Raw genomic sequence first — 25610 nt, 5'->3', positions numbered from 1 at the left:
CTACCTTAAAAATCCCTCGCTCTTAATTCCTTTCACAATCAATTCAAAATGGTCGGGGATATTTTCGCATTTCAGCCAGTTGAAATCTAAGCCATTGTTGGTGCAAAGTTTCTGAAAATAAATGTTCTCATCAATTTTTTTATTAAGATTTTCAAGAAATTCATCGATTTCCATCCAGTAATCTTCGTCCAGTTTTTTGGTCAAAGTCAAGGCTTTGAAGATTTTATTAATGAGGTAAATGTAAAGCTTGTAAACGTTATCAAATCTTTGTGTTCCAAGTTTCTCGTTGTATTCTAAGATTTTATTAATTAAAAATAAATTCAGGGAAACATCGCCAAATTTATCCGTCGTGATTTTCACGTGTTCCGTAATTTCTGCGCTTATTTTTCTGATGAGAATGAGAAAGTATTTTTGATTCGCAATGTATTTTGAAGCTAACGAAACTTTCTCACGGATGTTTTGTTCCATCGCATCTCGCTTGTCATCGACGGTTTCGAGGTCAATGAGTTCGAAATAGAGTTTTTTGGAAAGCAGTTTATCTTTCTTTAGCAATCGGAAAATCAATTTGTCTTTTTCCGCAGGAGAAAATTCGCTCAAAGCCTGCTTGAATTCTTTTGAATATTCCATTAATTAAAGATTTTAGAATATTTGATGAAACCGTTAAACGCCCAGTTCGCTGTGTAATATAGAGATTTCAAGGTTGAAAATTTCATATAATCTTTGTAAACCAGATATTGGTCTTTCATAATGTTTGATTTTTTTCGGGAAACGCTGTTGGCGAGCATTCGGTATTTTGATAATGTTTTTTTGAGTGGTTTTCCCTGTGGGATTTTCTTCAGAAGTTCCAGCCACATGACGTGGTCTTCGCGTTTTGTACCTTCCGGAAAGTAGAATTTTCCCACTCTTTTTGAATCGTACATTGATGCTAATAAGGACAATCGACAGGTTTTCAAAAGATTATTAAAGTTAACAATCGTGTCTGCTTCAAAATCTCCTAAAACCGGATTCAGATTTTCATCGCAACGGGAATAAGTGGAGTAGGCCAACTCTGCATTTTCAGATTTCATAAAATTGACCATTTCTTCTAGGAAATTAGGTTCCCAAAAATCATCTGCGTCCAGAAAAGTGATGAATCTTCCGGTTGCATTCTCCAAGGAAATATTCCGTGCGTGACCAGCACCGCCATTTTTTTCAGCTTTGAAAACCTTGATTCTTGGGTCGTTTTGTTTTTCCAGAATTTCTACGGAATTATCTGTCGAGCAATCATCGGTAATCAGCCATTCCCAATCCTGGAAAGTCTGGTTGAGGACAGAACTGATGGTTTCGTTCAAATATTTTGAAGAATTGTAACTCGGTGTTATGATTGAGATTTCCGGCACTTGCGATTTTTTACAAAGATAAATAATTTGTGTTGCTTGTGAAATGTTGCAACTGACTGAAGTTTGGATTTAAATTGGTTATGAAAGGTTGAACTCCTACGGAGCTCTGATTTACAGCAATGTATTAATTTTACTACAAACATTTTGCTCTGCTGGAGCAATTAATTTTTTTAACTTACTAAAATGAAAATTTGTTATTCTATAACGTTATAATTGGATCGATCTTTTACAACCCTATGAAGACAAGCTCCTTAAGTACGAAATGTTTGTAGAAATTGAACTGGCGAAATTTTGGATTTAAATTGGTTATGAAAGGTTGAACTCCTACGGAGCTCTGATTTACAGCAGTGTATTAATTTTACTACAAACATTTTGCTCTGCTGGAGCAATTAATTTTTTAAGTTACTAAAATGAAAATTTGTTATTCTAATATGTCTTATGTAGCTGTGGATAGTTGCAAGCTCCAGAGGAGCGAGATGTTTGTAGAAATTAACAGTAAAATGGCATTGAGCTCCGTAGGAGCGACATTTTCTATGCATCACTTTCTATGCAAAAATTAATTCTTTCGCAATTAAATTTCGCTTCATACAACAAATGTTCATTCAAAGCTGTAATCTGCGCCCCGGCCTGAGTGAAGCTCTTTTTATTTTTTTGTGTTGGGAAAAATAAAAAAGCGGGAACCCTTCGACTCCGCTCAGGATAAACTACAGGCGGATAAATGCGCCCAAATAATTATCATTGTTGAAAAAACGAACCCGAAATTTAAAATTGTCTATTTATTCCAAAATCTTAACTTTGTGAATCTTAAAAAATTATTCATTACTAATTCTTACTTTATAGAATGTTTTACGACCATCAGCAGATAGAAAAAAAGTGGCAGAAATACTGGGAAGACAACCAAACTTACAAGACTTCCGACTCAACCGATAAACCGAAATTCTACGTCCTCGATATGTTTCCGTATCCTTCCGGAGCGGGACTTCATGTGGGGCATCCGCTGGGATACATCGCGTCGGATATCTATGCGAGATTCAAAAGACATCAGGGTTTCAACGTTTTGCATCCTGTTGGTTACGACAGCTTTGGACTTCCTGCTGAGCAATATGCGATACAAACCGGTACGCATCCTGCAATTACGACAGAACAAAACATCACGAGATACGAGGAGCAATTAAGAAAAATCGGATTTTCATTTGACTGGAGCAGGGAAGTGAGAACTTCGGACGCTTCTTATTATAAATGGACGCAGTGGATTTTTATCCAATTGTTTCATTCTTGGTACAATAAAGATACTGACAAGGCGGAATCTATCGAAACCTTAATCAAACATTTTGAGGAGAAGGGAACCGAAGGTTTGAATGCCAATCAAAATGAAGAATTAACTTTCACTTCAGAAGAATGGAAAAATAAATCTGAAATTGAAAAAGAAGAGATATTATTGAATTACCGTTTGGCTTTCCGTGCAGAAACCACTGTGAACTGGTGTCCGGCTCTCGGAACAGTGTTGGCCAATGACGAAATAAAAGACGGAAAATCCGAAAGAGGTGGTTATCCTGTTTTCCAAAAGAAAATGATGCAGTGGAGTATGAGGATTTCTGCATACTCGGAAAGATTGTTGCAAGGTTTGAAAACTTTGGATTGGCCACAACCGTTGAAAGATGCTCAGGAATATTGGATTGGCAAATCTCAGGGAGCGCAGGTAAGATTTGCAACTGAAAACGGAGAAACGATTGAAGTTTTTACAACTCGTCCTGACACTATTTTCGGAGCAACCTTTATGGTTTTGGCGCCGGAAAATCCTTTGGTTCAAAATTTAACAACCGACGAACAAAAAACTGAGGTTGATAATTATATAGAAGAAACTTCCAAAAAAACAGAACGCGATAGAATGGCTGACGTGAAAAACGTGAGTGGTGTCTTCACGGGAAGTTACGCCATCAATCCTTTTACCGGGAAGAAAATTCCGGTTTATATTTCGGATTATGTGTTGATGGGTTACGGGACTGGAGCTGTGATGGCTGTCCCTGCGCACGACGAACGTGACCATAGATTTGCAAAGAAATTTAATTTGGAAATCATCAAGGTTGTTGAATCTGATGTGGATGTTCAGGAAGAGTCTTATGATTCTAAAGATTCGGTTTGTGTGAATTCTGATTTCCTGAACGGACTTAATTATAAGGATGCAAAATCAAAAATAATCGCTGAAATCGAAAACAAAGGAATCGGTCACGGAACGACGAATTACAGACAGCGTGATGCGATTTTCTCAAGACAAAGATATTGGGGCGAACCTGTTCCTATATATTATAAGGACGGAATGCCTTACACTTTGCCAAATTCCGCTTTGCCGTTGGAACTTCCTGAGGTCGAAAAATATTTACCGACAGAAGACGGCGACCCGCCATTAGGAAACGCGAAAACATTTGCCTGGGATGAAGCGAATCAAAAAGTGGTTGACACAGATTTGATTGATGATAAAACCATTTTCCCATTAGAATTGTCCACAATGCCAGGTTGGGCAGGAAGTTCTTGGTACTTCCTTAGATATATGGACCCGAATGATGACTCGGTTTTTGCTAAAAAAGAACTGACCGATTATTGGGGACAAGTTGATTTGTACATCGGAGGAAGCGAGCATGCCACCGGACACTTGTTATATTCCCGTTTTTGGAATATGTTTTTGAAAGACAGAGGTTACATTGAGCAAAATGAGCCTTTCCAAAAGTTGATTAATCAAGGGATGATTTTGGGGATGAGTGCTTTTGTGGATATATTAAGACCTCATTTTAAAGTAAAAGAAAATTCTCACATTTCTAATGCAAATAGTAAATATGTTATAGTTAGTAAGTCAGATATTCAATTTATAAATGATAATTGGTTAAGATTAGCTGAAATAAAACTTAAGCAAATCGAGCCAAATACTAATTCGGAATTAGATTTAGAAATATTAAAATATATAATTAGATTTGATGAAATTGCTAAGGAGTTCGGATATGAAGATTTGAATTATAACTTAGGATGGAATACATTTTATGACCAATTTCAAGAGAACAAACATATAGATATTAAGTTTTTAAAAGGTACTTCAAATGATTTAGACTTTGAAAAGCTTAAAATTGAAGGCAATCCTGAATTCAGAGATGCTATTTTACTTTGGGATAATCAGACATATGTTTGCAATCGTGAAGTCGAAAAAATGTCCAAATCAAAATACAATGTCGTCAACCCAGATGATATTTGTAATGAATATGGAGCAGACGGATTGAGGTTATACGAAATGTTCCTTGGTCCGTTAGAACAATCAAAGCCTTGGAATACGCAAGGTCTTAGTGGTGTTTATGGTTTCTTGAAGAAATTCTGGAACCTGTATTTCAACGGCGATACGTTTGAAGTTTCTGATGAAGAGCCGACAAAAGAAGAATTCAAGATTCTGCATACCTTGATTAAAAAAGTGCTTTTTGATATTGAGAATTTTTCTTTCAATACTTCGGTGTCTTCATTTATGATAGCAGTCAACGAGTTACAGAAATTGAAATGTAATAAGAGAGCGATTCTGGAGCCATTAGCCATAATAATCTCACCTTATGCGCCACACATCTGCGAAGAGGTATGGAATTTGCTGGGAAATAATTGGTCTATCGAGTTCGAGAAGTTTCCTGTTCTTGATGAGAGTTATCTTGTAGAAGATGAGATAGATTACCCAGTAAGTTTTAACGGAAAAATGAAATTCAAAATCAAATTGGCTGCTGATCTTGGAAAAGGTGAGGTTGAGAAAATTATTTTAGAAAATGAAGATGCAAAAAGGTACTTGGATGGAAAAACGGTTAAAAATTTCATATTTGTACCCAAGAAAATCATCAATATTGTATCATAAGTAGGCAATGTAATAGGGCTTTTGAAACTTTAACAAAAATTTATTATAAAATGTATTTGATATTATTGAATCAAAAAACATAAAAATAAACCTTAATTTTTAGTATTATTTTAGAATGTTTAGAAATATTGATAATAAATTCATAAAATATAAGTTTAATTTTAATAATATTTCAAAGCGTAGTATATTGTAGCAATAAAAAAAAACCAAAGTCGCATTATTTAGTTTGCATTTTTAAATAATTTGACTTTATTTTACAGAATAAAATTTAACAATTATAATTTAATTTTAATATGGAAATGAATGTTTCAAAAACGGATGAGCAAGTAATTGCTAAGAAAAAAGGAGGTCTTAATCCTGCGGTAATTATTCCTATTTTATTGGTAATAGGTATTGCCATTTATTTATTTGTTTGTGGTAACCCATCTAACTTCTCAGATGATCCACGTATCAATGGAGTAGCTTCTGTTGCTTTTGCAGATATCGAAAGTAAAGAATTACACCCTCACGGTTTAGGAATGGTTTATATGGGAGGATTTATCGTGCCTATCCTTATTACATTCATGATCACCGTTATCGTATTTGCTATCGAGCGTGCATTCGTTTTGAGCAAAGCGGCTGGAAATGGTAATGTTGATAATTTTGTACTTAAAATTAGAAGCTTACTAAACCAAAACAAAGTTGACGAAGCATTAGAAGAGTGTGACAGACAACAAGGATCTATTGGTAATGTTGTGAAAGAAGGTCTTACGACTTACAAAGCATTGGCAAACGATACTACATTAGACAAAGAGCAAAAAATGGCTGCCCTTACAAAAGCAATCGAAGAAGCAACGACTCTTGAAATGCCAATGCTTGAGAAAAACATGATGATTCTTTCTACATTAGGTACAGTTGCAACGTTGGTAGCGCTATTAGGAACAGTAATCGGGATGATTAGAGCATTTGCTGCCTTAGGTGGTGGAGGTGGAACTCCTGATGCTGCTGCATTATCAATCGGTATCTCAGAAGCCTTGATGAACACGGCTTTAGGTATTGGTACTTCTGCAATTGCAATTATTCTTTATAACTTCTTTACGTCTAAAATTGACGGATTGACTTACAAGATCGATGAGATCTCTATGAGCATCCAACAGTCTTTTGCTGAATTTCACTAAGAAATCTCAGCTGTAAAAATTGCTACTTAGAAATATGAGTAATTTTTATACTTATCAAATTCATAAATTAGTTAACAAAGACATTTAAATAATGGCGAGAATTAAACCAAAAAGACATGGAGTAGTTACAGACATGACCGCAATGTGTGATGTTGCGTTCCTACTACTTACATTCTTTATATTAACCACACAGTTCAAAAAACCTGATGTGGAGTCAATAAAACCGCCTTCTTCTATATCAGAGAAATTACTTCCTGATGCAAGTCTTATGACGATAAATGTTACTCCGGCTGGCTTATTCTATTTCCAACCTGTAGAAAACGGAACGGAAAGATTACAGCTTCTTGATAAAATGGCAGCGAAGTACAGGCTTCCAGCTTTTACAGATCAGGAAAAAGTAGCATTTACAAAAGTACAGGCGGTAGGAGTACCAATGGGACAACTTAAAAGCTATCTGAATCTTCCAGAAGATCAGCAAAAAGCTTTTAAGGCAAAAGAAGGTATTCCAATGGATAGTACAAACAAACAGTTGATCGATTGGGTACAACAAAGTCTTGCCGTTAATCCTAACTATAAGTTAGCGATTAAAGGTGATGTAACAACAAAGTACCCGAAAGTAAAAGGTTTGTTTGAAGGTTTAAGAGATATTGATTTTCTTAAATTTTGGTTGATAACATCACAAGAAAGTAACCCAGGAAATTAGTCTAGGAAATGGCAGAAGTACAAGTAAAAGAAGATAGCGGGAAAGGCGGCAAGGTCCGTTCGAAAAAGCAGAATACCCGCGTAGATATGACGCCGATGGTAGATTTAGGTTTTCTATTGATCACTTTCTTTATGTTTACTACCACATTTAGTAAACCTAATGTAATGGATTTGGGTCTTCCTGCGAAACCAAAGGAAAACCAAAAACCACCAGATACAGAAATTAAATTGAGTAATTCAATTTCTATTATCATTGGAAAAGACAATAAAGTTTTTTACCATCAGGAAGATCAGGCTGGTCTTAATGATGAAACACTTATTGAAACCAATTTTGACAGAGACGGGATCACTAAAGTTATTGAGAAAGCAAAAGCCGGCGCAGCTGATAAAGACAAATTTACAGTTATTATTAAGCCAACGGATGATGCAGTATATAAGAATTTTGTAGACATTCTTGACGAGATGGCAATTACCAAAAACGAAAGATACGGGGTTACCGATATCAAACCTTGGGAGCTGGCCGTTTACAAAAAGAAAGTAGGGGAATAAGTCCTGCTACAAATATCATAGTTAATAATATAAAAATGGCAGAAGATAATTTGAATTACAATCCCACTCTTGATGAGATTGTATTTGAAAATAGAAATAAAGAATATGGAGCTTATGACCTAAGAACTACATATTCTAGGATGCTTACAAAATCTTTTTTAATAGGGACGGCTTTTTTCCTTCTTCTTGCGATCTCACCGCTTATTTATCTTAAGATTCAGCAAATGAATGCTAGAGAACAAGTAAAGGTAGATGCAAACCTGGTTAATATTTTGGAAGAACAACCAATAATTGAGCAGCCAAAAGAAGAAGAACCTCCTCCACCACCTCCTCCGAAAGAAGAGGAAAAGCAAGAGGTAATCCAGAACGTGGTTCCTGAACCTAAGAGAGCTCCGAAGATCGAGACTCCACCACCACCAATTACTAAACAATTGGAGACTACAACAGGTCTAAATAACCAGGAAGGTGTGAAAACACCGACTTATACACCACCGCCACCACCGCCATCAACTGGTAAAGGTGTTGCTGCAGAAGTAAAAGTTAATACAAATGAAGTCTATGATTCAGTAGATCAAAGTGCAGACTATCCAGGAGGATTAAATGGTGTTAGGAAGTTTATTGCTGATAACGTTGATAGTTCCGGAATGGAAGGAGAAGGTCAATTGACAGCGAAATTAAAATTCATTGTTGAGAGAGATGGAACCGTTTCAGATGTAAAAGTTACCCAAAAATCCGGTAACAGTGATTTTGATGCTGAGACTGTAAGAGTAGTGAAAAAATTGAAAAAATGGACTCCTGCTAAAAAGAATGGAGAAAATGTAAGGTCTTACTATTCTATTCCAATTACAATGCAGTTCCAATAAGAATTTAATTTGTAAATTAATTATATAAAAGAGAAGTTTTAATAACTTCTCTTTTTTTATTAGATTTGTGATATGTTTAATTGGCTTTCTTTAATAACAGGGCTTTTCTATATTGTTTTAGGAATCGTCGTTATAGTTTATAAATTTTTCATCATTATCCTTGAACCTAATGTAGCTTATCCATTGGGCGGTTTATTAATAGCTTATGGTGTTTTTCGAATAGTAAGAGCTATTATCAGAATTAAAAATGATAATTAATATGAAAAAAATCTTTTTATTACTAATAGCAGTTTTTGCTATCGTCTATTCGTGTTCAAAAGAAAAGCAGAAGGAAATCGATACACCAAATAAAGGTGAAATCACAATCGAAGCAGATGAATCTTTCAAAAGTGTTACAGAAGCTTTATCGGAAAGATATATGGCTCTCAATCCTGGTACCAAAATTAATGTTGTCATTAAAAAGGAAGATCTTGGCTTGTTAGATTTATTAGACAGAAAAGCAAGAGTGGTGGTGATGTCCAGAGAACTCTCCGCAAAGGAAAAAGCAGCCTATGACCAGAAAATAGACTTGCCTTGGCAGCCTGGTAAATTTGCCGCAGATGCCGTTCTTTTTGTAGTTCCGAAAGATTCTCCATTAGAATCCATTTCTATGGAAGAAATCTACAATGAATTAAATTCGGATAACAAAAGATTAATATTTGATGGTGTTAATTCCAGCAACCTTAATTTTATCGCTCAAAAATTCCAGAAAGATCCGGCAGACCTCAAATTTTCTATCATCAACGGCAATGAAAATGTTGTTGAACAATTGAAGAATTATCCCAATAAAATCGGCGTTATCAGTTACAATACGATCAGCCGGCCATTCGGAAAAGAAGCTGAAAAACTAAGAAGTGAGCTGAAAATTCTTAAAGTGATTAAAAATAATAAGACTTATGGTGTCACAAATGATAATCTGAAAAATATGACTTATCCTTTTACGAGGGTTTTATATTTCATCACCAATGAGCCTTATTATGGTTTGGGAAATGGTTTTATCAGGTTTTCTTGTCAGCAACTTGGACAGATCATTGTCGAAAAAGAAGGACTTCAGCCTTATAATATTTTTAAAAGAGAAGTTCAAATGAGATGATGTAATTTTTAATATATTTTTAACAGAACAATTAAATATAATTATCTATTTTGGTCTAAATATTGTCGTTCAAACCAAAATTTTATAGTTACGAAAAATGAAAAAAGAGAATATAATGAATTTATCAAAAAAAATTATTGTTACAGCTGCAGTAAGCTTTTTTACAGGTTTAAGTTTTGCACAATCTGTACAAGACGGAATCAACTTTGTAGATAGCCAAAAGTATGCTAAAGCAAAACAAAACTACACAGACCTTATCAATCAAAATCCTAAGGAAGCAAGTAATTATTTCTATTTAGGTAATACATATTTAACTCAATTTGACCCTAATTTTACTTTAGCACAAGAAAGCTTTAACAAAGGTCTTGCTGTTGATCCTAAAAGTAATTTGAATAAAATAGGCTTAGCATCTATAAAACTTGGAAAAGGTGACAAATCTGCTATTACAGAAATTCAGCAGATTGTAAAAGATTCTAGAGAGAAGGATGCAGAAGTACTTTTCCGTGCAGGGGAAGCTTTGACATTATTTGAAAAAAACAGTGCGCCGGATTTAGCGATTACTTATCTTAATAAAGCAATTGAGAAAGCGCAAAAAGCCGGGGTTCCTGCTAATTACTATTATTCTCTTGGGGATGCATACAGAATCAAGAAAGATCCGGGTAATGCAATGACTGCGTATGATAAAGCAGAAGTTGTAGCAAAGAATAAAGCGTCTGTTTATACAAGAAAAGGAACATTGTGGATTGCTGCGCAGCAATGGCAGCAGGCAAAAACAAATATCGACAAAGCAATTGCTGTAGATCCTACTTATGCGCCGGCTTATAAAGCATTGGCAGGATTTAATATCAAATATCAGAAAAATGCAGAAGCTACTCAAAATTTGATTAATTATACAAAATATGCAGATGAGGATCCTTACACACAATTAGAGATCGCAAAACTGTATTTTGCTAATGAAGACTATGCCAATTCAAAAACAACTTTAGATTCTGTTTTTGATAAAGTTGATGATCCTATTAAATTTAAGTTAAGAGCTTATATCTTATATAGCGAAGCTAAATATGCTGAAGCTCAACAAAATATAAATACATTCTTAACGCAGGCAGATAAATCCAGAGTTCAGGCTTCAGACGAAGGTTTGCAGGGATTAATTGCTGCAGGTTTGGCTAAGGATGAAAAAGATGCTGCTAAGAAAGCACAATTAGAAGCTACTGCCCAGCAAAAAATCGCTATTGCAAAAAATGCAAAAGATGAAACATTGAACTGGGACGAAGAGTTAGCAAAAGTAAAAGGAGGCCTTGTAGGGATATCTCCGGATGCAACAGCTACAACTCCGGAAATAGAAGCTTTGAAAACAAAAGTTGCTGCAAATCCTCAGGATACCGATGCTATCTACAAATTAGCTCAGGCTTATCAGGATGCTAAAAACTGGAACGGTGCTATTCTTACCTGGCAAAAGATGATTACCCTGCTTCCAACTTGGGAACCGGCTTATTACAGCCAGGGCTATGCTTATCAGCAATCCGGGAACAAAGAATTAGCCGCTTCCGCTTATCAGAAATATATTGATACGCTATTGGCAAAACCGGCAGCAGATCAGGAAGCTAATAAAGAGACAATGTCTTATGCTTACTTTGCGATAGCCTTCATTGCAAAAGATAGTGATAAGGAGAAAGCTAAAGCTATGGTTGCAAAATCATTGGCCCTTAATCCGACTTATGCAGATGCTCTTACTTTGCAAAAGACACTTAATCAATAAATCTTATAAGATAAACTTGAAACTTCCCAATTCTTAAGATTGGGAAGTTTTGTTTTTAGTAATTTTGTGTAAAATATTTTGAATATGAAAATCGCTTGGTGGCAAACATTATTGTAATAACCGGCGATAACATTATTTTCCCAATTATTTGGGATCAACATTAAAAACAAATAAAAATAGTTATGAAATGTGATATTCTGGCAATCGGAGCACATCCGGACGATGTAGAACTGGGTTGTGGCGGAACTATTATTAAATTAATTTCTGAAGGAAAAAAAGTTGGTATTATTGATCTTACCGAAGGTGAATTGGGCACGAGAGGTACAGCCGAAACAAGAGCGAAGGAAGCCAAGGATTCTGCCGAAATTTTAGGCATCAGTGTCAGAGAAAATTTAAAATTGAAAGATGGTTTTCTTAATAATTCGGAAGAATATCAACTTAAAGTTGTTGAAAAAATCAGACAATACAAACCGGATATTGTATTGGCAAATGCAATAGACGATCGCCATCCGGATCATGCAAAAGCAGCTAAATTAATATCTGACGCTTGTTTCCTGGCAGGTTTGAAAAAGATAAAAACCTTTGACGGTGATGAGCCACAAGATGTCTGGAGACCAAAACATATCTTTCATTATATCCAATGGAAAAATATTGTCCCGGAATTTGTAATAGATATTACAGGATTTCTTGATAAAAAGATAGAAGCCTGCCTGGCATATAAAACGCAATTTTATAACCCTGATTCTAATGAGCCAATAACACCGATTGCGACAAAAGATTTTCTGGAAAGTCTGACTTACCGTGCACAGGATTTGGGGAGACTTTCCGGAGTCACATTTGCTGAGGGTTTTACAACAGAAAAATTGATTGCACTCAAAAATTTTGAAGGAATAATTTGTGATTAAACGATAAAATGTTATATTTGCACACGCAAAAACGGTGATTGTAGCTCAGTTGGTTAGAGCGCCGGATTGTGGTTCCGGAGGTCGGGGGTTCGAGACCCCTCATTCACCCCAAATTAAGCGCATCCTAAAAAGGATGCGCTTTTTCTTATTTTGTAGAAAATATTTTTTTAAATTACATTTTCAAATTTTTAGGATGTTTAAAAAACTGAAAGCTCTTTTGTCGTATAGAAATTTATTAATAGCAAACTTTTTTATTGTTATTTTTAAAATTATCTATATAGCGATCATCCAAAAAGAGTTTTTAGCCAACGAAGATTTTACAATTGCTGAAAATATTGTAAAATATCATCAATATTCGGAAATCATATCTCTTGGCGGAACTGCATTCAAATTGCCTGCTTATCCTTTTTGTATTGCATTTTTTATTTGGATTGCTGGGAAAAAGGCACTTTTGACGTTGGCCATTTTTCAATCATTATTAAGTTTTTTCACACCTGTTTTTTTATATAAAATCTTAAAATTATTCAAATTCGAAAAAACTGGGATTTTAGCGGGTTTTCTTTTTATTTTCTCTCCGGCTTATTTTCTTTATTCGGGTAGTATAGAAGCTACTAATATTTTTATTCCGGTTCTCTTATTATGGTTTTATCTATATTTTAAAATCTGGTTTTCAACGGATAATAAGAGTGGTGATTTTATTAGTTTAGGCGTAGTCACTTCGGCTCTTTTCCTTATACAAGTTGTAACAGTGCCTCTATCTTGTATAATGATCCTGTCAATGTTATTATTCAAAAAAGTTAATTTCAGGAATTTTTCTTTTTTGGTTTTCACAGTAGTGATACTTTATTCTCCTTGGGTTATCAGGAATTATTATGTTTTTGATCAATTGGTTTTATCCAAAACGCCAGCCTGGCAGAATATCTATTTTGGCTTTACACAAAACGGACAATTATCAGACGATCTGAAGTTGATTCCTAAGGACAGAGATTATTACATCTACAGCTTACGTTATAAAGTAAGTGAACTTACGATGGAAAAAATCTACAAGCAGGAAGTTATAAAAGTGACTAATCTAAAACCGGAAATTTTCATAAAAAAGGCAGCAATTAATCTTCTTTGTCTTTGGTATGTTCCGCCGAAATATTTTGATAATGACAGTTTATCTGTTTTGCTTGGGCGCAAGATCTATGTTATATTTCTTGATATTTTCACACTAATATCTTTGGTGATTTTGTATAAAAGATCAAAGATTCTATTTTGTTTTTCAGTTTTATTTTTTGCAAACTTTTCGTTTCCTTACATGATTGGACACGCTGCAAATATGAGATTCAAGTTGGATTTTGAATGGTATCAGTTGATTTTGACAGCTTACTTATTTCTTGTCATATTTCAGAAATTCCGGAAAACTGAAAATTTAGTATCACTATGAAAAAGATATACTATCTAATATTTTCGATCTATCTTGTAATAAGTATCTATTTTCTGAAAAAAGAAATTTCATTAGAATATGAATGGATATTTATCATGAAAGACTTTGCCAAATATGGCTGGGAATATCGTTTATACGGAATGTATTCTGCATACATGCCTCCGTTTTATTCTTATTTTCTTTTGATTTCCAGTAAAGTTTTTGGTAGTAATTGGCTTACGGTCGTATGCTGTATTCAGGGATTAACGGTGTTTTTTTCGTTATTTTCTTTTTTCAAAGTTTTATTTGAAGAGAAAAGATTTTCTGTTGTCATTGTACTGGCATTTTGCTCAATTCTGTTTTTCCCTCCGATTTTAATAGGCGTGTATAAGATCAGCTCGTTTGCATTCTCTTTGAGTGTAATGCTTTTATTTTTTACGATTCTTTATAAAATATCAAAATCTAAAATAGTTTATAACAAACAATGGGGTATTTTGGCCATTCTAAGCATAGTTGGATTGTATTTGAGGTATGAGTTCATTTTTATTATTTCCCTGTCAATTTTTGCGTTTTACATTAATAAAAGAATATCGGTAAAAAAAATGATTCTATTGGGAGCAATGGCTTTGATGGCTTATTTTCCGTGGTGTTTAAGGAATTATTATATGATAGGAAAGTTTGCATATTCCACTTCGTATAATTTCAATTTTGCAAAGGGATATAATGAAAAGTATGATCCATATATCACCTTTAATAATCCATATTCTCCACAATTAAAGAAAATTGTCACAAACAAAATGTTGTCGGAAATGTTCACAAATGAGAAGGATATGGACGAATATCTGGGAAATCTCAACCACGATTTTATAATGAATAATCCCAAGCTGTTTATAAAGTTAACGGCTACTAAATTCCTGATAAATTTCACACAATATTTTCCGGGCTATGAAGGTATTAACAGGTATAAAATTTACATTTTTTACAGTTGGTATATGATGGCAGTTCAGGTTTTGCTGATATTATCTTTGCGAAAAATCTATTTGACAAATAAAAGAAGTTTCCTTTTGTATATGACAGGAGGTCTTTATCTGTTTTTTCTTTTCTTTTATATTATTGCACCGCTGCCAAGATATATTTTATTGTTCTATCCAATTTTTATAGCAGTCATTTTAAAAACTTATTATCGTAAAAATATAAACAGTATTAATAAATAAAAAAGCGTCCCGAATTCTCGAAACGCTTAATTTTTTTTAAATCAGATTTTAAACTTCGTCGTCAGATTCTATAGTGAAAGATTTTGATTTGAAGTCTTTGTCGTGTCTTTCAGAGATTACATCTTCACCTTTTTGTTGGATGATAAAATCTGTAGATTCATTAAATAATTCCTGGAAACTTTTAAAATCTTCTTTGTACAGATAGATTTTATGTTTTTCAAAAGTTGCCTCTCCGTTATCTCCGAAGTTTTTTTTACTTTCAGTAATTGTCAAATAATAATCACCTGCTTTAGTTTCCCGCACATCAAAGAAATACGTTCTTCTGCCTGCTTTCAACACTTTAGTGAAAATCTCATTTTCATGGCGTTCCTTAAATTCACCCATCGTTATATATTTTTTAGAAATCTTTACTAACAAATATAATAGAATTCTCGGAAATTCAAAATGTTTTGTTAAAAAAACCTTTGAAATGCCTCTTTTTCTTAAATTTTTGATAAAATTTCGCTGGATTTGTTGCTTACATTAATTTAAGTATAAAATTTCATCAGCTCTTTTTGCACTTGATTCTCTGTGAGTTATGATGATCGATGTCGTCATTTTGAGGTCTTTATCGATGTTTTGAAGAATGTTCTCTTCGGTCTCTGTATCCAAGGCAGAGAGACAGTCGTCAAAGATCAGAATGTTGGGTTGTTTTATCATTGCCCGCGCAATACAAATCCTTTGTTTCTGCCCGCCAGACAGCATTACGCCGCGTTCGCCGACCATTGTTTCGTATTGATCTTTGAATTCTTCAATGTTCTTATGAACGTCTGCCTTTTTCGCCATTTCTACCACCAAGCCAAGATTTGGCTTATCAATAGCAAACCCGATATTATTTTTAATCGTATCAGAAAAAAGATAACTTTCCTGAGGCGTATAACCAAGCTGGTCTCTGTATAATTTCAGATTATGGGTTTTAAGATTCTTTCCGTCTATAAGAATTTCGCCTTCATCAGGATCAATTAATCTGCAGATAAGCTGTGCTATGGTAGATTTCCCGCTTCCTGTTTTTCCCATTATCGCCAGAGACTTCCCGGCATTTATTTTGAAGCTCAGATTTTCAACCGCTTTTATTCCGGTGTTCGGATAAGTATAACTCACATTCCGGAATTCAATTTCACCGGTTATTGGATAAGTCTCGTTATTGGTATTCACGATATCAGATTGCATGTCCATAAACTCGTTTACACGTTGCATACTTGCTTCCGCTCTTTGATTCACAGAGGTTACCCAGCCAAGCATAGAGAAAGGGAAAATCAGCATATTGATGTACATGAAAAAATCCGCAATGGTTCCGACACTCATTTCTCCAGCAATATATTTTTGTCCACCAACGTAAAGAATAGCAACATTCAGAAGCCCGACTACGAAAAGAATGATAGTGAAAAAGTACGCCTCTGTTCTCGCAAGATCCAGTGCTTTGTCCTGATAATCTTTGACTTTGATGCCGTAGTTTTTCTCGATGTATTTTTCCTTGCTGAAGAACTTCACAACACGGATTCCGGAAAAACTATCTTGTACGAAAGTCGAAATTCCGGATTGACTTTTCTGCATCACCTTCGATTTTTTGTTGATAATGTCACTTACTTTGTAAATTCCGTAAGACAGAATTGGCAACGGAACCAAAGTCCACAGCGTCATCCGGACATCGGTCATAAACATATAAACACTTGTGATGATCAGTAAAATAATGAGATTCACGACGTACATCACACCAGGCCCAAGATACATTCTGATGGCCACAACATCCTCACTGAGTCGGTTCATCAGATCCCCGATGGTAGTCTTTTTGTAATCTGTAACAGATAATTCCTGATAGTGCGTATAGATCTTATTTTTCAGTTCGTATTCGATTCTTCTGGAGGCAACGATAATGGTCTGTCTCATCATAAAAGTGAAAAATCCGGATAGCAGAGAACAGCCGATTAAGATTCCGGAATTAATAAAAATGATCCTGAAATAGGTCCAGTTGTTTTTGATATTTTCAATCAGACTTAATTTCTCTGATAGCTTAAGTCCGGAATAATTTTTATCAATAATATTAATAGTCTGACCGATGTACTGGATCTTATAAATAGCGAAGAAGTTACTTAAAATAATAAATAAGAATCCCCAAAATAATAAGACGCGGTGTTTCCAGAAATATGGATTAAGTGTTTTTAAAGCTTTCATTCCTTTCACTTCGATTTTCCAAAGTCGGTGCAAAATTAATGATTTAAAATTTCAGAGAACACTTTCAGAAAAGAATTGAGATTTCTTAACAAATGGTAAGTCTTTTTATTAAACGAAAAAGTCATTAAAATTACAATTATCAGTATTTTTGTACTCGAAAAATTTAATTAAATGAATCCTAAACCTAAATACGATATTGTACTGGTCGGTGGTGGAATAATGAGCGCAACATTGGCAACAATGCTCCACGAGTTTGACCCGAATCTTGAAATTGCAATCTTCGAAAGACTGGAAAAAGTCGCCAAAGAAAGTTCATCTGCCTGGAACAACGCTGGAACAGGACATTCCGCTTTTTGCGAACTAAATTATACACCGGAAAAAGACGGAAAAATCGATATCAAAAAAGCAGAATATATTGCGGAACAATTTGAAGTTTCCAAGCAATTCTGGTCTTATCTGATCAACAAAGGTATTATTGATAATCCAAAAGAATTCATCAATTCCTGCCCACATATGAGTTTTGTTTTCGGAGAGAAAGATGTAAACTTCCTTAAAAAAAGACACGAAGCACTACAAAAGTCGCCGCTGTTCCAAGGAATGGAATATTCTGATGATCACGAGAAACTGACAGAATGGATTCCATTGATGATGCAGAAAAGAATGGCTTCTGACCAATTGGCTGCTACCAAAATGGATCTGGGGACTGACGTTGATTTTGGAAAACTGACGGTTAAGTTAGTAGAGCATCTTAATAAAACCGAAAGTGTAGAAGTTTTCACCTATCACGAAGTAAAAGATATAGATGCAGATGGAAAAGGAAGCTGGAACCTGCAGGTAAACGACAGGAAAAATCTCCACAAACAAACCGTGAATGCAGATTTTGTATTCATTGGAGCTGGTGGTTACGCACTGCCATTATTAGACAGCTCCGGCATCGAGGAAAGCAAAGGTTACGGCGGATTCCCAATCAGCGGACAATGGCTGGTAAGCACAAATCCGGAATTGGTGGAAAAACACAATGCAAAAGTTTACACGCAAGCCACAGTTGGTGCGCCACCAATGTCTGTCCCTCACCTGGATCTAAGGATTATTGATGGGAAAAAAGCACTTCTATTTGGACCGTTTGCTGGATTCTCAACCAAATTCTTGAGAGAAGGAAGTTATCTGGATCTTCCGGAAAGTGTTAATTTTAAAAACATTCGCTCCTTGTTCGGGGTTTGGTGGCATAATATGCCATTAACAAGATATCTGATACAACAGGTAACGATGAGCAAATCCCAGAGAATGTCGCATCTTCGTGATTTTGTGACCGATGCTCAGGAAAAAGACTGGGAACTCAGGACGGCCGGACAAAGAGTTCAGATCATCAAAAGAGACCGTTTCGAAGGCGGAAGACTGGAATTTGGGACTGAGGTTGTTGTGAATAAAGATAAAAACATAGCATCACTTTTGGGAGCTTCTCCTGGCGCCAGTACGTCTGCGTTTGCAATGATTATGGTTCTTGAAAATTGTTTTGCTGATAAGCTGAAAACCGAATGGAAAGACAAATTGGTAGAAATGGTTCCAAGCTATGGCAAAAAACTCGCTGAGTATCCCGAACTGATCAAGGAAATAAGAGATTATTCTAAGGAAAAACTGGAGCTGGAATATTAATGATCACTTTATCTTTTTATAAATCTGAAGATTTTGAGGATCTTACAAGTTACACTTTGGATGAGCAGCAAAGCCGGTTTACAGCGATGCCAAAAGCGACTTTAGAAATTATAAAAGAGAAAAATACGGGCGACAAATTCCCGATTAGTATTTTTTATCAAAATAAAGCAGTCGGGTTTTTCGTATTGGATTTCGGAAAAGATAAATTTGAATTGACGGAAAATGAAAATTCCACTTTGCTGAGATCATTATCTATTAATCCGGATTATCAGGGAAAAGGAATTGGAAAAACGGCGATGATCGTACTTTCGGATTTTGTAAAAGAAAATTTTCCGGATTGTGATGAGGTTGTTCTGGCTGTCAATTTTAATAATAAAAGTGCTTACAACTTATATCTCAAATGTGGTTTCCGGGATGAGGGTAAAAGCCGGGAAATGATTAAAGGATTCCAGCATCTTCTATCAAAAAGAATCTAATGAGCGAGACCATTATAAAACCAAAAATTTCAGAAGAGATTCTTCGCAAGCTTCAGTCGGAAACGATAGAGGAGAAGCAGGTGATTCTGCATTGCTGCTACAAGTCTGAGTTTTTTCTAGAAGAAAAGATCAGGATCTGGTCATCTACCTATTTGATTGACAGAGGTTCTGACCATATTTCCAAACTGATTCATTTTGAAAATATCAGTTTGTTTCCCAATTGGACAGATGTTCCGCACGGCAAAGAATATTGGTTTACCCTTGTTTTCTCAGGATTGCCAAAGGATTGCAAAGTTTTTGATTTTATAGAACTGATCCCTCAGAATAACGGCTTTTTTGAAGAAGGTATTGTAAGAAACGGCTCTGATGTTTATAAAATCAGATTAGATATGTAAAAATAAAAAGGTTCAGAAATCTCTGAACCTTTTTTATTATTTTTAAGAAAGCTTTTGCATTTCCGCTTTTATTTTTTCCTGTAATCCTTCAGAAGCTTCAACCAAAGGAAGTCTGAGGTAATTTTTGATAATTCCTTTTTCGGCGAGAATTGTTTTTACACCGCAAGGATTCCCTTCAGCAAAAATCAGCCTTGTGATTTCTACCAAAGAATTGTGGATCTTATAAGCTTCATCCACTTCTCTGCTTAAACCGAATTTTACCATTGTAGAAAATTCCTTCGGATAAGCCTGGCCGATTACCGAGATTACGCCGTCTCCGCCCGCTAAAGTCACCGGTAAAGTATACTCGTCATCGCCGGACATTAGAGAAAAATGATCCGGTTTTTGTCTCAGAATGTCGAAATACTGCAGGATGTTCGGTGCCGCTTCTTTGATCATAATAAGATTTGGAAATTCATTTGCCAAACGAAGCGTTGTAGAAGCTTCCACATTTTGTCCCGTTCTTCCCGGAACATTGTAAATGATAATCTTTGCGCCGGTTTCTGCTAATGCTTTATAATGCTGATAAAGTCCTTCCTGATTTGGCTTGTTATAATAAGGAGAAACAGATAACACCGCTTCGAAATCAGAAAGATCTGTATCCAGAATCTGCTGTCTCACTTCTGCTGTATTATTCCCGCCTATTCCTAAAACCAAAGGCAGTCTGTTGTTATTGATCTTGGTGATGTGCGCGATTACTCTATCCTTTTCGTCCTTGGAAAGCGTTGCAGCCTCGGCTGTTGTTCCCAAGACCACCAGAAAATTGGTTCCGTTGTCTATATTGTAATCGATTAGTTTGGTAAGAGAATCAAAGTCTACGGATAGATCTTCGTTGAAAGGTGTTACCAAAGCTACACCTACGCCTTTTAACTGACTCATTTTTATTTAAAAATTAATTTTCTCAAATTTAATTCATTTTAATAAATAGACAAACATTATATTTGTGTTTGTTAAGCTAAAAATTCCATTTCTGATAATCAAAAAATGCTATATAACAATCTAAAAAAAATATTTCCGAAAGATTTTTTAATCAAAAATGAACTTTTCTTCAGAAAATTAATTTGGATCTTTTATTTGGGTGATAGCCATGAATGTACGATATGTGATAAAAAGTTCAGAAAGTTTTTATTAAATCAAAGGGGCGAAAAGCTATGTCCGAACTGTGGAAGCATGCCAAGAGACAGAAGACTTTTCCAGCAGTTTAAAAAAGAGTTTTTGGGAAATACAGATATAAGATTGTTAGATTTTTCCCCGTCCAGATCGTTGTACAGAAAAATAAAGCAAACAAAGAAAATTCAATACTTTCCAACTGATTTATCCGATGATTTTATAGCAGAATATCATTATGATATTACTGAAATCCCTGTTGAAGACAATTATTTTGACAGCATATTCTGCTATCATATTTTAGAACATATCGAGCAGGATAAGAAAGCCATTAGCGAGCTATACAGAGTTTTGAAAAAAGGAGGAAAAGCTTTTGTACAAACGCCTTTCAAAGAGGGAGATATTTTTGAGAATCCCGATTTTAAAACAGAAGAACAAAGATTGGAACACTTCGGGCAAAAGGATCACGTAAGAATCTATTCTGTAAGCGGTTTGGAAAAACGTTTGTTAGAAGCAGGTTTTGAAGTAAGTGTTAATAGGTTTGATGAAGATAATTACTATGGACTCAACAAAAATGAAAGGGTTTTGCTTATAAGTAAAAATTAATGATTTATTGATTTGACTGATAGTTAATTAGTTAGTTTTGAAGCCTTAAAATCATTAGATTTGTATCTGGATTTTTCTTTCGGTGAAACGTTGAAAATTAATAGTCATTGTCGCGTTCCATCTGAGGATTGAAAAATAAAAAAACAAATGAAAAATAAAATTTTTGGATTCGGAATCATCGTGCTGCTGCTTATCAGCTGTAAAACGCCGCTTACTGTTGCGAACATCCAAACAGAAAAGAATATTTATATTACCAGTGATATAAAAGAAGATAAGGCATTTGATGCAGTGATCCGGCCTTATAAAAATGAACTTGAAGGTAAAATGAATACCAAGGTTTCCCATACCAATACCGAACTCAACAAATCAGGAGACAACAGTAATCTCGGAAATCTTCTTGCAGATTACACTTTTGAAGGTGCAGATGAATGGGCCAGAAAAAACAATCTTCCACCAGTAGATGCTGCAGTTATTAATATTGGCGGTATTAGAAACATCATCCCGAAAGGTGATATTCTTACAAAACAGATCTACGAAGTAATGCCTTTTGAAAATGAGATTATTATCGTTAAAATTAATGGGAAAGATGTAGAAGGTTTGTTCGATTATTATTTGAAAACTCAGGAAAATAATCCTGTTTCACATCTCATTATTGAAACTGAAAACGGAAGTCTCTCAAAAAAACTGATCAACGGTAAAACTATAGATTATAATAGAACGTATTACATCGCAACCTCAAGTTATCTAGCATTAGGCGGCGATAATATGTTTTTCTTCGGAAAAGGCGAGATGATCTCAACAGGAATCAAAATGCGTGATCTAATCCTGGAAAAATTCAGACAAAACCCAGAAGTCTCAACTCCTGATGATGTAAGATTAATTTTTAAAGACAAAAAAGTCGAAGAATAATGCAAAGAAAAGAATTTCTAAAATATATTGGCGGCGGAAGTCTTGCTTTGACATTGGCTCCCAATCTTTTGCTGGCAGAACAATTTGATATTCTGAAGAAAGAATCGACTCATAAATTAACAATCCTGCATACCAACGACCAACACAGCAGGATAGAACCTTTCGACGCTTCTTATACGAAAAATCCAAACCAAGGCGGTTTTGCAAGAAGAGCATCATTGATCCAAAAAATAAGAAGCGAAGAGAGAAATCTTCTTTTGCTTGATTCGGGAGATATTTTCCAGGGAACACCATATTTTAATTTTTTTGGAGGAGAATTGGAATTTAAACTAATGAGTATGATGCAGTATGATGCATCCACAATGGGAAACCACGATTTTGATAACGGATTAGAAGGTTTTCTAAAGGTTTTGCCAAATGCAAAGTTTCCTTTCATCTGTTCCAATTATGACTTTAAAAACACTATTTTAGACGGAAAAACAGAGGCTTACAAAATTTTTAATAAAAACGGAATCAAAGTCGGGATTTTTGCTGTCGGAATAGAACTGAACGGACTGGTTGGGAAAAAGAACTATGCAGAAACAATTTATCAGAATCCGATAGAAATAGCTCAGCATTATGCAGATTTTCTGAGGAAAGATAAAAAATGTGATCTTGTAATCTGTCTTTCTCACATTGGATTTGAGTATAAAGATCAGCCGGAGAAAATTTCGGATAAGCATCTTGCCGCTAAAACTTCCGGAATAGATTTGATTCTGGGAGGGCACACCCATACTTTTCTTCCGGAACCGTTGAGTTTTCAGAATAAGGAAAATAAACCGGTGATTGTGAATCAAGTAGGATGGGCAGGGATTTTATTAGGAAGATTGGATTTTTATTTTGATAAAAATAAGAATGTAAAAAATATTTCTTGGAATAATCAGTTAATAGATGAAAACATAATCGTTTAGAATGAAGAAAATTTTATTAATTATATCGTTTTGTATAACGCTCATTTCATACGCACAGACGACCAGCAAATGGACCGACTTGTTCTCTTATAATAATGTTTTGGCTATCCGGGAAGACGGTGATAGATTGATTGCCGCAACAGAAAATGGCATTTTTTATTATTATCCATCAACTGGCGAAATAAAAAAACTATCAAAAGCAAACGGTCTTCATGAAGTGAAAATTTCGGCATTCGATTACAATGCTGCTACCCAAACAGGAATAGTTGGTTATCAGAATGGATCTATGGATGTTATCACACCAAACGGAATTTTTTTGGTTGTAGATATTCCATTAGCAACAGGATATAATGGTAGTAAGAAGATTATCAATATATCTATTAACGGAGATAGAGCCGTTATTTCCGCAGGTTATGGTGTTTCCATTTTTAGTATTTCCAGAAGAGAGTTCGGAGATACGGCATTTTTTAAAAAAAGTGATGGATCAGGAGGTTATGAAGCTGCTAACTCTGCAGTTATTAAAGACAATATAGTCTATGCGGCTACAGATACGGGTTTGAAGTATCACGAGCTTAATTCCACCTTTGCAATATATAATAACTGGACAGCCATCAACGGAAATTTTAAGAAAGTATCTGCTAAAAACTTTGTTGCATTTGCAAATAACGGGCAGGTGATTTATTTTACCTCAGGAGGAGGATTTGCTGCTCTTTCAAGAGCTTTTACATTTATTCAGGATCTGCGTGTGACGGATAACCAAATTATTGTAACGGATGAAAAGCAAGTATATGTTTACAATACAAATGGTGTAGAACAAAAAAATTTCAATGCAGGAGAGCTCATAAATACGTCTTATGTTTATAATAATCAAATATTTACAGGAACCAAATATTCAGGGATGTTTAATGAACAAAAAAGTATCTTCAAACCCGATGGTCCATATAATAACAGATCCTATAAGTTATCATTACTGAATAATCAGATATGGGTTGCATCAGGAAACAGAGATGTAGATCCTGTTCCAAATCCAACAAATCCTAATGAAAATAAAATAGGCTATTATCACTATGATGGTAGCAAATGGAACTATCCGCAATTTTTCATTAATAATTCGACACCTTTTAATATTTTAGATGTCGTTCCAAATCCTTCTAATCCTACAGAGGTCTATTTTACAAATTTTATTGCTGCGAATTCTGTTGCGTCAGACAAAGGTGTTTATAAAATGAGTAATAATGAATTTGTAAAAAAATATAATTTTAATAATGCAAGCATAGATTATTACAGACCTGTCGGATTAGCGTTTGATGATCAGAATAATCTATTTTGTAGTGTCCAATGTACAGTGCCTTCTGCAAGCGGAGGCTGTGTCAGTTCCAGTTTTTATTTATTCAATAAAACAAGTGATGCTTTTGGTGCCAATCCTTTTACAACTTTTAATATAGGAGGTATCCAAAAGCCTGTTGTAAAAGATGGTATCTTGTATTTTGCTGCGCCGTTCTCAAGTGATGGCGGATTATTAATTTATGATTATAATAATACCGCAGTATCTACATCAGATGATAAATTCAAGGTTTTAAAAACGACAAATAATTTACAGATAAATGGGACATTATCTGTAGCAGTAGATAATAATGATGATACTTGGATAGGGACAAGAGAAGGTCTTAGAATTCTGTCGAATACAAAATCAGCTATCTTGGAAGACAATCCACAGACTGATGCAATCATTATAGAAGAAAATGGTTTGGCGGAAGAATTATTCAGAGATGCAAATATTCTTCAAATCACACCGGATTCAGGAAATCAAAAATGGATATCTGTTGATGGAGGTGGTGTTTTCTATATCAGTTCCAATGGTGATAAAACAATCTATCATTTCACAAAATCCAACTCGCCTTTACCTAATGACAGTGCCACAGATATCAAAATCGACAACAAAACTGGCAAGGTATATTTTGCAACTTTGGATGGCGTAATGGTTTATCAGGGTGATGTTGCAGAGGTTACGTCTAACTTCGGAGATGTTCTGGTATATCCGAATCCTGTAGTCTATGCGCAATATAAAGGCAATGTAAGAATCCGAGGTTTGGCCGCAAAAACGAATATCCGGATCACAGATGCTGCCGGGAACCTCGTCCATTCTGCGGTTGCTAATGGCGGTTATTTCGAATGGAACCTTGCCAATCAAAGAGGGTCGAGAGTTGCATCCGGAATCTATTATGTTTTGATGACCAACGAAGACGGAACAGATACTGCAACTGCTAAGATTGCGGTTGTAAATTAGAAAATAATATTTGATCTAATTTCTAAAGTCTAATT

At 35.0% G+C, this 25610-nt stretch carries 23 protein-coding genes and 1 tRNA gene; 19 read left to right on the top strand and 5 right to left on the bottom strand.

Translation table 11 applies throughout. The features are described from left to right. Together ACFJGY_RS16265 and ACFJGY_RS16260 are read right to left on the bottom strand one after the other, a co-directional pair. Nucleotides 1–627, bottom strand: a complete 627-nt coding sequence (locus tag ACFJGY_RS16265; protein WP_379966077.1) for a deoxyuridine 5'-triphosphate nucleotidohydrolase — start codon at nt 625–627, stop codon at nt 1–3. Beyond that, on the bottom strand, nt 627–1379 hold the full coding sequence (locus tag ACFJGY_RS16260) for a glycosyltransferase family 2 protein (protein ID WP_379966074.1): 753 nt from the start codon (nt 1377–1379) through the stop codon (nt 627–629). Before ACFJGY_RS16260 ends, ACFJGY_RS16265 begins: the two co-directional genes overlap by 1 nt. An 841-nt stretch (nt 1380–2220) precedes the next feature. On the opposite strand from ACFJGY_RS16260, the gene ACFJGY_RS16255 reads away from it, so the two are divergent. From ACFJGY_RS16255 to ACFJGY_RS16200, 12 genes are all read left to right on the top strand, one after another. Next, nucleotides 2221–5253: a leucine--tRNA ligase gene (locus ACFJGY_RS16255; protein WP_379966071.1), complete on the top strand. Its 3033-nt coding sequence runs from the start codon at nt 2221–2223 to the stop codon at nt 5251–5253. Nucleotides 5254–5546: 293 nt separating this feature from the next. Continuing rightward, nucleotides 5547–6410, top strand: a complete 864-nt coding sequence (locus ACFJGY_RS16250) for a MotA/TolQ/ExbB proton channel family protein (protein WP_379966068.1) — start codon at nt 5547–5549, stop codon at nt 6408–6410. Between the two features lie 91 nt (nt 6411–6501). Continuing rightward, on the top strand, nt 6502–7113 hold the full coding sequence (locus ACFJGY_RS16245) for an ExbD/TolR family protein (protein WP_379966065.1): 612 nt from the start codon (nt 6502–6504) through the stop codon (nt 7111–7113). Between the two features lie 8 nt (nt 7114–7121). Next, nucleotides 7122–7661 carry an ExbD/TolR family protein gene (locus ACFJGY_RS16240; RefSeq protein WP_379966062.1) on the top strand — a complete coding sequence of 180 codons (540 nt, stop codon included), beginning with the start codon at nt 7122–7124 and terminating at the stop codon, nt 7659–7661. Between the two features lie 35 nt (nt 7662–7696). After that, nucleotides 7697–8524: an energy transducer TonB gene (locus tag ACFJGY_RS16235; RefSeq protein ID WP_379966059.1), complete on the top strand. Its 828-nt coding sequence runs from the start codon at nt 7697–7699 to the stop codon at nt 8522–8524. 72 nt (nt 8525–8596) lie between these two features. Further along, complete coding sequence (locus ACFJGY_RS16230; RefSeq protein WP_379966056.1) at nt 8597–8782, top strand: C4-dicarboxylate ABC transporter; 186 nt, start codon at nt 8597–8599, stop codon at nt 8780–8782. Nucleotide 8783: 1 nt separating this feature from the next. Further along, the gene (locus ACFJGY_RS16225) at nt 8784–9656 is read left to right on the top strand and encodes a PstS family phosphate ABC transporter substrate-binding protein (protein ID WP_379966053.1); all 873 of its coding nucleotides are present in this window, start codon (nt 8784–8786) and stop codon (nt 9654–9656) included. A 115-nt stretch (nt 9657–9771) separates the two neighbouring features. Next, nucleotides 9772–11415, top strand: a complete 1644-nt coding sequence (locus ACFJGY_RS16220) for a tetratricopeptide repeat protein (RefSeq protein WP_379966050.1) — start codon at nt 9772–9774, stop codon at nt 11413–11415. Nucleotides 11416–11597: 182 nt separating this feature from the next. After that, the gene (gene bshB1, locus ACFJGY_RS16215) at nt 11598–12320 is read left to right on the top strand and encodes a bacillithiol biosynthesis deacetylase BshB1 (protein ID WP_379966047.1); all 723 of its coding nucleotides are present in this window, start codon (nt 11598–11600) and stop codon (nt 12318–12320) included. A gap of 34 nt (nt 12321–12354) precedes the next feature. Then, nucleotides 12355–12431: transfer RNA gene (locus tag ACFJGY_RS16210), tRNA-His, on the top strand. A gap of 82 nt (nt 12432–12513) precedes the next feature. Beyond that, nucleotides 12514–13749 carry a hypothetical protein gene (locus ACFJGY_RS16205; protein WP_379966044.1) on the top strand — a complete coding sequence of 412 codons (1236 nt, stop codon included), beginning with the start codon at nt 12514–12516 and terminating at the stop codon, nt 13747–13749. Beyond that, nucleotides 13746–14942, top strand: a complete 1197-nt coding sequence (locus ACFJGY_RS16200) for a hypothetical protein (protein WP_379966041.1) — start codon at nt 13746–13748, stop codon at nt 14940–14942. The genes ACFJGY_RS16205 and ACFJGY_RS16200 overlap by 4 nt, the downstream gene beginning before the upstream one ends. A gap of 48 nt (nt 14943–14990) precedes the next feature. Here ACFJGY_RS16200 and ACFJGY_RS16195 read toward each other — a convergent pair whose 3' ends face one another. Continuing rightward, nucleotides 14991–15326: a DUF3276 family protein gene (locus tag ACFJGY_RS16195; RefSeq protein ID WP_379966038.1), complete on the bottom strand. Its 336-nt coding sequence runs from the start codon at nt 15324–15326 to the stop codon at nt 14991–14993. A gap of 138 nt (nt 15327–15464) precedes the next feature. Beyond that, nucleotides 15465–17153, bottom strand: coding sequence for an ABC transporter ATP-binding protein (locus tag ACFJGY_RS16190; protein WP_379966035.1), 1689 nt, complete (start codon nt 17151–17153; stop codon nt 15465–15467). 171 nt (nt 17154–17324) lie between these two features. On the opposite strand from ACFJGY_RS16190, the gene mqo reads away from it, so the two are divergent. The 3 genes from mqo to ACFJGY_RS16175 are packed head-to-tail and all read left to right on the top strand — an operon-like array spanning nt 17325 to nt 19677. After that, nucleotides 17325–18806 carry a malate dehydrogenase (quinone) gene (mqo, locus tag ACFJGY_RS16185; protein WP_379966032.1) on the top strand — a complete coding sequence of 494 codons (1482 nt, stop codon included), beginning with the start codon at nt 17325–17327 and terminating at the stop codon, nt 18804–18806. Next, on the top strand, nt 18806–19282 hold the full coding sequence (locus ACFJGY_RS16180; protein ID WP_379966029.1) for a GNAT family N-acetyltransferase: 477 nt from the start codon (nt 18806–18808) through the stop codon (nt 19280–19282). Before mqo ends, ACFJGY_RS16180 begins: the two co-directional genes overlap by 1 nt. After that, nucleotides 19282–19677, top strand: coding sequence for a hypothetical protein (locus ACFJGY_RS16175; RefSeq protein WP_379966026.1), 396 nt, complete (start codon nt 19282–19284; stop codon nt 19675–19677). Before ACFJGY_RS16180 ends, ACFJGY_RS16175 begins: the two co-directional genes overlap by 1 nt. Before the next feature lie 42 nt (nt 19678–19719). Here ACFJGY_RS16175 and dapA read toward each other — a convergent pair whose 3' ends face one another. Then, complete coding sequence (gene dapA / locus ACFJGY_RS16170; RefSeq protein WP_379966023.1) at nt 19720–20595, bottom strand: 4-hydroxy-tetrahydrodipicolinate synthase; 876 nt, start codon at nt 20593–20595, stop codon at nt 19720–19722. Between the two features lie 291 nt (nt 20596–20886). Between dapA and ACFJGY_RS16165 the strand changes: the two genes are divergently transcribed. The 4 genes from ACFJGY_RS16165 to ACFJGY_RS16150 all read left to right on the top strand — a co-directional run bounded on the left by ACFJGY_RS16165 (nt 20887) and on the right by ACFJGY_RS16150 (nt 25575). After that, nucleotides 20887–21429: a class I SAM-dependent methyltransferase gene (locus tag ACFJGY_RS16165; protein ID WP_379966020.1), complete on the top strand. Its 543-nt coding sequence runs from the start codon at nt 20887–20889 to the stop codon at nt 21427–21429. A 147-nt stretch (nt 21430–21576) separates the two neighbouring features. Then, complete coding sequence (locus tag ACFJGY_RS16160; RefSeq protein WP_379966017.1) at nt 21577–22338, top strand: 5'-nucleotidase C-terminal domain-containing protein; 762 nt, start codon at nt 21577–21579, stop codon at nt 22336–22338. Continuing rightward, the gene (locus tag ACFJGY_RS16155) at nt 22338–23288 is read left to right on the top strand and encodes a bifunctional metallophosphatase/5'-nucleotidase (protein WP_379966014.1); all 951 of its coding nucleotides are present in this window, start codon (nt 22338–22340) and stop codon (nt 23286–23288) included. Before ACFJGY_RS16160 ends, ACFJGY_RS16155 begins: the two co-directional genes overlap by 1 nt. Before the next feature lies 1 nt (nt 23289). Next, nucleotides 23290–25575 carry a hypothetical protein gene (locus ACFJGY_RS16150; protein ID WP_379966011.1) on the top strand — a complete coding sequence of 762 codons (2286 nt, stop codon included), beginning with the start codon at nt 23290–23292 and terminating at the stop codon, nt 25573–25575. Nucleotides 25576–25610: the final 35 nt, after the last annotated feature.

Origin of the sequence: Epilithonimonas sp. UC225_85 (assembly GCF_042695135.1) — a bacterium.
GTDB lineage: Bacteria > Bacteroidota > Bacteroidia > Flavobacteriales > Weeksellaceae > Epilithonimonas.
This window is presented reverse-complemented; position numbering and strand designations above follow the sequence as displayed.

Excerpts from the sequence above, each read along its gene's own strand:
- dapA (WP_379966023.1), bottom strand. The coding sequence starts at position 20,595 with ATGAGTCAGTTAAAAGGCGTAGGTGTAGCTTTGGTAACACCTTTCAAC.
- ACFJGY_RS16200 (WP_379966041.1), top strand. The coding sequence starts at position 13,746 with ATGAAAAAGATATACTATCTAATATTTTCGATCTATCTTGTAATAAGT.
- ACFJGY_RS16235 (WP_379966059.1), top strand. The coding sequence starts at position 7,697 with ATGGCAGAAGATAATTTGAATTACAATCCCACTCTTGATGAGATTGTA.
- bshB1 (WP_379966047.1), top strand. The coding sequence starts at position 11,598 with ATGAAATGTGATATTCTGGCAATCGGAGCACATCCGGACGATGTAGAA.
- ACFJGY_RS16225 (WP_379966053.1), top strand. The coding sequence starts at position 8,784 with ATGAAAAAAATCTTTTTATTACTAATAGCAGTTTTTGCTATCGTCTAT.
- ACFJGY_RS16175 (WP_379966026.1), top strand. The coding sequence starts at position 19,282 with ATGAGCGAGACCATTATAAAACCAAAAATTTCAGAAGAGATTCTTCGC.
- mqo (WP_379966032.1), top strand. The coding sequence starts at position 17,325 with ATGAATCCTAAACCTAAATACGATATTGTACTGGTCGGTGGTGGAATA.
- ACFJGY_RS16165 (WP_379966020.1), top strand. The coding sequence starts at position 20,887 with ATGCCAAGAGACAGAAGACTTTTCCAGCAGTTTAAAAAAGAGTTTTTG.
- ACFJGY_RS16245 (WP_379966065.1), top strand. The coding sequence starts at position 6,502 with ATGGCGAGAATTAAACCAAAAAGACATGGAGTAGTTACAGACATGACC.
- ACFJGY_RS16155 (WP_379966014.1), top strand. The coding sequence starts at position 22,338 with ATGCAAAGAAAAGAATTTCTAAAATATATTGGCGGCGGAAGTCTTGCT.
- ACFJGY_RS16265 (WP_379966077.1), bottom strand. The coding sequence starts at position 627 with ATGGAATATTCAAAAGAATTCAAGCAGGCTTTGAGCGAATTTTCTCCT.
- ACFJGY_RS16150 (WP_379966011.1), top strand. The coding sequence starts at position 23,290 with ATGAAGAAAATTTTATTAATTATATCGTTTTGTATAACGCTCATTTCA.
- ACFJGY_RS16205 (WP_379966044.1), top strand. The coding sequence starts at position 12,514 with ATGTTTAAAAAACTGAAAGCTCTTTTGTCGTATAGAAATTTATTAATA.
- ACFJGY_RS16195 (WP_379966038.1), bottom strand. The coding sequence starts at position 15,326 with ATGGGTGAATTTAAGGAACGCCATGAAAATGAGATTTTCACTAAAGTG.
- ACFJGY_RS16160 (WP_379966017.1), top strand. The coding sequence starts at position 21,577 with ATGAAAAATAAAATTTTTGGATTCGGAATCATCGTGCTGCTGCTTATC.
- ACFJGY_RS16240 (WP_379966062.1), top strand. The coding sequence starts at position 7,122 with ATGGCAGAAGTACAAGTAAAAGAAGATAGCGGGAAAGGCGGCAAGGTC.
- ACFJGY_RS16250 (WP_379966068.1), top strand. The coding sequence starts at position 5,547 with ATGGAAATGAATGTTTCAAAAACGGATGAGCAAGTAATTGCTAAGAAA.
- ACFJGY_RS16255 (WP_379966071.1), top strand. The coding sequence starts at position 2,221 with ATGTTTTACGACCATCAGCAGATAGAAAAAAAGTGGCAGAAATACTGG.
- ACFJGY_RS16220 (WP_379966050.1), top strand. The coding sequence starts at position 9,772 with ATGAATTTATCAAAAAAAATTATTGTTACAGCTGCAGTAAGCTTTTTT.
- ACFJGY_RS16180 (WP_379966029.1), top strand. The coding sequence starts at position 18,806 with ATGATCACTTTATCTTTTTATAAATCTGAAGATTTTGAGGATCTTACA.
- ACFJGY_RS16230 (WP_379966056.1), top strand. The coding sequence starts at position 8,597 with ATGTTTAATTGGCTTTCTTTAATAACAGGGCTTTTCTATATTGTTTTA.
- ACFJGY_RS16190 (WP_379966035.1), bottom strand. The coding sequence starts at position 17,153 with ATGAAAGCTTTAAAAACACTTAATCCATATTTCTGGAAACACCGCGTC.